We start from the raw sequence: 5,634 nt of genomic DNA, 5'->3' as shown, positions 1-5,634 counted from the left end.
GGTCGATGTAAAGCGCATGGTCGGCCTCGTGCGGGTGATCGGCGAGCACCGCCCCGACCCGACGGATGAAACGGGCCGTTTCGGCCTTGTCGATATCGAAGCCGTCTGCGACCTGCCGGTGCCGGTTTCGCTTTCGGATGTAAAGAATGAACCCGCCCTTGCCGAAATGGCGCTGTTGAAGCAATCGCGCCTGTCCGTGCAGCCGGTACGCCCCGAAGAATGGAAGCTCATCTGCAAGATGGCGGGACTGAAGAAAATCCCGTGAGCGAGCGGGATATATGTGCCCTTGCCGATCTCGATGATCCGGGTGCGCGCGGCTTCATCATCGACACAGGCGAGGAGAGGTGCGAGATATTCCTTGTACGGAAAGATACGTCCGTCTTTGCCTATCTGAACCGCTGCCCGCATGCAAACCAGCGCCTCGACGCGCGGCCTGACCGGTTCCTTACCACAGATGAAACAAGAATCATCTGCGGCGCCCACGGCGCCCTCTTCCGTATCGAAGACGGGTTCTGCACCAGCGGTCCCTGCGCGGGAAAACATCTGGAGCCTGTGAAAATCGAAATAGCAGATGGTCGTGTACGGATAGCGACGGACTGACGGGACGCGACACGGTAACTTGATACATCGGAAAATGGCTTGATCTATCAAGAACTCAGGGTGTCCCCGCCTCGAACTTCCGGAAGTCCTCGATCAGCCCCTCGACCGAAAGCGCGATCAGCTTCTTGCCGTCTTCCGGGTCGGCAAGGCTCGGGTCGGAGCCGATGCGGCCATCGGGAAAGGCGGCGCGGTAGCTTTCGGCATCCGTATATCGGCCCCAGGGGGCGACTTTGGGGCTCACTTCCGCGCTTTTCACGGCCTGCGGATAAAGAAACTGCGTAACCGCGATTTCAGACGGCGTCGCATGGGCACCATGCGACGAGCCATAGCGCTTCTGGCAGAAATCCATCACCGGCTTGAAGTCCCACCAGTTCGCCCGGCGGCACAGGACCGGCCCGCGATTTGCCGCCTCCTGCGAAAGAGAGCGGTCGGCATAAATCTCGGCAAAGGCGGCTTCGATGGTCGGAACATTCCCGCCATGCCCGTTGAAGAAATAGATACGCTCGAAGCCATGCCGCGCGAGCGACGACACCCAGTCATGAATTGCCGCGATCATGGTAGAGGGACGAAGCGTGATCGTGCCGGCAAAGCCGAGATGATGCTGCGCAATGCCGACATTGAAAGTCGGCCCCACCAGAAACCCCGCTTCCTCGCCCGCGCGCTGCGCAATGGCTTCGGGGCAAATCGCATCCGTGCCGATAAGCCCGGTCGGCCCATGCTGCTCCGTGGAGCCGACGGGAATGACAATCCCGCGCGACTTCCGAAGATAGGCCTCCACTTCCGGCCAGCTCGAATGATGCAAAAGCATTTGCGGATCATAGGGGAGCGCAGGGAAATTGTGGACTCACAAGCCTATGTATCAAAACCGCAGGTGATATTTGGGCGGTGCAAATCTTTCTGCGAAATGTGCGACTTACGGCAGAGCGCCTTTTCACTGAGCATTCCCCGGTTTTCAGAACCGGAGGAACCGCAATGACTGTCTATGCACTCGCTCAATTCACCATCCATGACCGGGCGCGCTATGAAGCCTATGCCGCCCGCTTTGCCGCCACCATGAAGGGCCGCAAGGGTCGCCTCCTTGCCGCCCAGGAAAACCCCGAAGTGATGGAAGGCAAATGGGAAGGCACGAAAATCGTTCTGATCGAGTTTCCCGATGAGGCGAGCCTGCGCGAATGGTCGGAAAGCCCGGAATATCGTGCAATCTCGGTGGACCGCGAAGCCGCGACAGAAGGCTCGGTCCTTCTGGTGAAAGGCGTCGGCTGACGCAGGGGCAGGCTCCGTTCCGTGGTCTGCTTCTGAAACCTCCTTGTTCAAGGGCTTCTCCCCCCGGAGATTTCGGGCCAATCTTGGGCCCGAGGCGCTTCCAGGGGTGCCGCGACCTGCCTGACATCATGTATGAGTGGAGCCATGAAAAGGCTCTGCGACGGGGCACGACAGGAACGGAGACAAGGCGTTGAGTGAGAAGAAGAACAAGAAACTCGAAACCGAAAACAGGGGCCCGCTCAAAGGTGTCCGCATCGTCGATCTGACGGCTGTTGTCTTCGGCGCCTATGCAACGCAGATCCTGGGCGATATGGGCGCGGATGTGATCAAGATCGAAGCGCCCTCGCCCACCGGCGGCGGCGGCAGCGGCGGCGACATCATGCGCTGGCCGGGCCATCTGCCGGAAGGTGCCGCACCCGATCTCGGTCCCATCTTTCTCACCATCAACCGCAACAAGCGCTCCGTGCTGCTCGACCTCGGCTCGAAAGAGGGCCGCGCCGCGCTGCTGAAAATCGTCGCAACGGCGGATGTTCTCACATCCAATATTCGCTATGCCGCGATGAAGAAGCTCGGCCTCGCCTATGAGGACATCAAGGCGGTGAAGCCCGACATCATTTTCGTTCATGCGGCAGGCTATGGCTCGGACGGGCCTTATGCGGGCCTACCCGCCTATGATGATCTCATTCAGGCAGGTTCCGGCGCGGCAGACCTTCTCGGCCGCATGGATGGCAACCCGAAGCCCCGCTACATCCCGACCATCATGGCCGACAAGGTATCCGGCCTTTTCATGGTGCAGGCTGTGACGGCCGCGCTCTTTCATAAGGAGCGCACAGGCGAAGGCCAGTTCGTGGAAGTGCCGATGCTCGAAGCGGTGACATCATTCGTGCTCGCCGAACATTTCTACGATCATGTCTATGACCCGCCGACCGGGCAATGGACCTATGGCCGCATCACCAATCCCGATCGCCGCCCCTATCGCACAAAGGACGGCTATATCGGCCTGCTTCCCTATTCCGACAAGCAGTGGGAACAGTTCTTCGAGCTTGCAGGCCGCCTCGACGATTACAAGAACGATCCGCGCTTCAACAATTATCGCGCCCGCACGGCGAATATCCGCGAGCTATACGCGATGATCGAGGAGACGACGGAAACGAAGACGACCGATGAATGGCTGGCATTACTGCAGCCGCTTTCCATTCCCGCCGTGAAGATGAACCGGCTCGATGATCTGATGGATGATCCGCATCTGAAAGCTGTCGATTTCTTCCAGCGCTATGACCATCCTCACGCCGGACCTTATTTCGCGCTGAAGCCGCCGGTGCGCTTTTCCGAAAGCCCATCCAGCATTCGCCGCCATCCGCCCCGCCTTGGCGAACAGACGGAGGAAGTCCTGAGGGAAGCAGGCATGAGCGATGAGGAAATCGCCGCGCTCGTGAAGCACGAAAACTGATCCGGCCCGTCAACCGGCAAGCAGGGCGGACACCGGATATCCCCTGTCCCCGCTTCGCTCCCGACAACGCCCGGCAATGAAGGAAAACAGGCCCGGCTTGTTCCGCCCCTGCGCGGCGGACATAATGGGCCAAAATCAACAAACCGCTGAAAATGCGCCGCCAAGGGAGGCTTTCATGTCCGATACCCTCTTCCCCGTGCCAGATGAATGGAAGAAGCGCACGCATCTGACCGCCAGTGATTATCGTGCGAAATACGAAGAGAGCATCTCCGATCCACAGGGATTCTGGCGGCGTGAAGGCCAGCGCATCGACTGGATGAAGCCCTATACCAAGGTGAAGGATACGAGCTTCGGCAAGGATCACGTCTCGATCAAATGGTTCGAGGACGGAACGCTGAACGCCTCTGCCAATTGCATTGATCGCCACCTTGCAAAGCGCGGCGATCAGGTTGCGATCATCTGGGAAGGCGATGATCCGGCAGACCACAAATCCGTCACCTATCGCGAGCTTCACGAACATGTTTGCCGCTTCGCCAATGTGCTGAAAGCGCAGGGCGTGAAGAAGGGCGACCGCGTCACGATCTATCTGCCGATGATCCTCGAGGCAGCCTATGCCATGCTCGCCTGCGCGCGCATCGGCGCGATCCATTCGATCGTTTTTGGCGGCTTCTCGCCGGACAGCCTTGCAGGCCGGATCCTCGACTGCGAATCCACCTGCATCATCACGGCAGATGAAGGCGTGCGCGGCGGACGCAAGATTCCGCTGAAGGCGAACACGGATGAAGCGCTGAAGAAATGCCCCGATGTGAAGAGCGTCATCGTGGTGAAGCGCACCGGCGGCAATGTGACCATGCAGGCGGGCCGTGACATCTGGTACGAGGAAGCCGCCGCGAAAGTGTCCGCCGAATGCGCACCGGAAGAAATGGGCGCCGAAGACCCGCTCTTCATCCTCTACACATCCGGTTCCACCGGAAAGCCGAAAGGTGTGCTGCACACGACCGGCGGCTATATGGTCTATGCGTCCATGACGCATCAATATGTCTTCGACTATCAGGAAGGCGATATTTACTGGTGCACGGCAGATGTTGGCTGGGTCACGGGCCACAGCTACATCGTCTATGGCCCGCTGGCGAATGGCGCGACGACGCTGATGTTTGAAGGCGTGCCCAACTATCCCGATTCCTCGCGCTTCTGGCAGGTGATCGACAAGCACAAGGTCAACACTTTCTACACCGCTCCGACCGCGCTGCGCGCCCTGATGCGCGAAGGCGAAGAGCCGGTGAAAAAGACAAGCCGCAAGACGCTCCGCCTTCTCGGCTCTGTCGGCGAACCGATCAACCCGGAAGCATGGCTCTGGTATCACCGCGTTGTCGGTGAGAATCGCTGTCCCATCGTCGATACATGGTGGCAGACGGAGACAGGCGGCATTCTCATTTCGCCCCTGCCCGGCGCGATTGATCTGAAGCCCGGCTCCGCGACGAAACCTTTCTTCGGCGTGAAGCCGGTGATCGTCGATGCGGAGGGCAAGGTGCTGGAAGGGGCGACCACCGGCAATCTCTGCATCGCCGATTCATGGCCCGGTCAGATGCGCACCATCTATGGCGACCATCAGCGCTTCGTCGAAACCTATTTCATCCAGTATCCTGGCTACTACTTCACCGGCGATGGCTGCCGCCGCGATGAGGACGGCTATTACTGGATCACGGGCCGCGTGGATGACGTTCTGAACGTGTCGGGTCATCGCATGGGCACGGCAGAAGTGGAAAGCGCGCTCGTCGCCCATCCGAAAGTCGCCGAAGCCGCCGTGGTCGGCTATCCGCACGACATCAAGGGACAGGGCATCTATGCCTATGTAACGCTGGTGGCGGGCGAGGAACCATCAGAAGAGCTTCGCAAGGAACTCGTGCAATGGGTACGCAAGGAGATCGGTCCCATCGCCTCGCCGGACCTGATCCAGTTCGCGCCGGGCCTGCCGAAAACCCGCTCCGGCAAGATCATGCGCCGCATCCTGCGCAAGATCGCGGAAGATGACTTCTCCAACCTCGGCGACACCTCCACTCTCGCCGATCCTTCCGTGGTCGATGATCTGGTGGAGAACCGCCAGAACCGCGCGAAGTAATCCCGATTACCTCAAAACGAAGAAGGGCTGCCTTATGAGGCGGCCCTTTTTCTTGTGTGCGACAGCTCCAATGCGATGGAACCTCATCCGCCTCCCGCACGTTCCTCCTTCAACACAAGCGAGAGCAAGGAGAGGAACATGCGCGGCATTCTGCTCTGGGCGATTGGCGTCCCCATCCCGATCATTATCCTGATCTATTTCC

At 59.6% G+C, this 5,634-nt stretch carries 6 protein-coding genes; 5 read left to right on the top strand and 1 reads right to left on the bottom strand.

Annotation, left to right across the window (positions count from 1 at the left end):
- A partial coding sequence (locus WBF74_RS09390; protein ID WP_424438621.1) for an EVE domain-containing protein occupies window positions 1-265 on the top strand: 265 nt, incomplete at its 5' end.
- Entirely contained in the window at window positions 262-600 is a 339-nt protein-coding gene (locus tag WBF74_RS09385; protein ID WP_424438618.1) for a Rieske (2Fe-2S) protein, read from the top strand. The genes WBF74_RS09390 and WBF74_RS09385, both read left to right, overlap by 4 nt.
- 55 nt (window positions 601-655) lie before the next feature.
- Here the strand turns inward: WBF74_RS09385 and WBF74_RS09380 are convergent, their stop codons facing one another.
- On the bottom strand, window positions 656-1,408 hold the full coding sequence (locus WBF74_RS09380; protein WP_424438615.1) for a creatininase family protein: 753 nt from the start codon (window positions 1,406-1,408) through the stop codon (window positions 656-658).
- 164 nt (window positions 1,409-1,572) lie between these two features.
- Between WBF74_RS09380 and WBF74_RS09375 the strand changes: the two genes are divergently transcribed.
- The 3 genes from WBF74_RS09375 to acs all read left to right on the top strand — a co-directional run bounded on the left by WBF74_RS09375 (window position 1,573) and on the right by acs (window position 5,432).
- Entirely contained in the window at window positions 1,573-1,863 is a 291-nt protein-coding gene (locus WBF74_RS09375; protein ID WP_424438612.1) for a DUF1330 domain-containing protein, read from the top strand.
- Window positions 1,864-2,053: 190 nt separating this feature from the next.
- Window positions 2,054-3,313, top strand: a complete 1,260-nt coding sequence (locus WBF74_RS09370; protein ID WP_424438609.1) for a CaiB/BaiF CoA transferase family protein — start codon at window positions 2,054-2,056, stop codon at window positions 3,311-3,313.
- Window positions 3,314-3,488: 175 nt separating this feature from the next.
- Complete coding sequence (gene acs / locus WBF74_RS09365; protein ID WP_424438606.1) at window positions 3,489-5,432, top strand: acetate--CoA ligase; 1,944 nt, start codon at window positions 3,489-3,491, stop codon at window positions 5,430-5,432.
- The last annotated feature ends 202 nt before the right edge of the window (window positions 5,433-5,634 follow it).

It is taken from the genome of Parvibaculum sp., from assembly GCF_049672805.1.
Classification (GTDB): domain Bacteria; phylum Pseudomonadota; class Alphaproteobacteria; order Parvibaculales; family Parvibaculaceae; genus Parvibaculum.
This window is presented reverse-complemented; position numbering and strand designations above follow the sequence as displayed.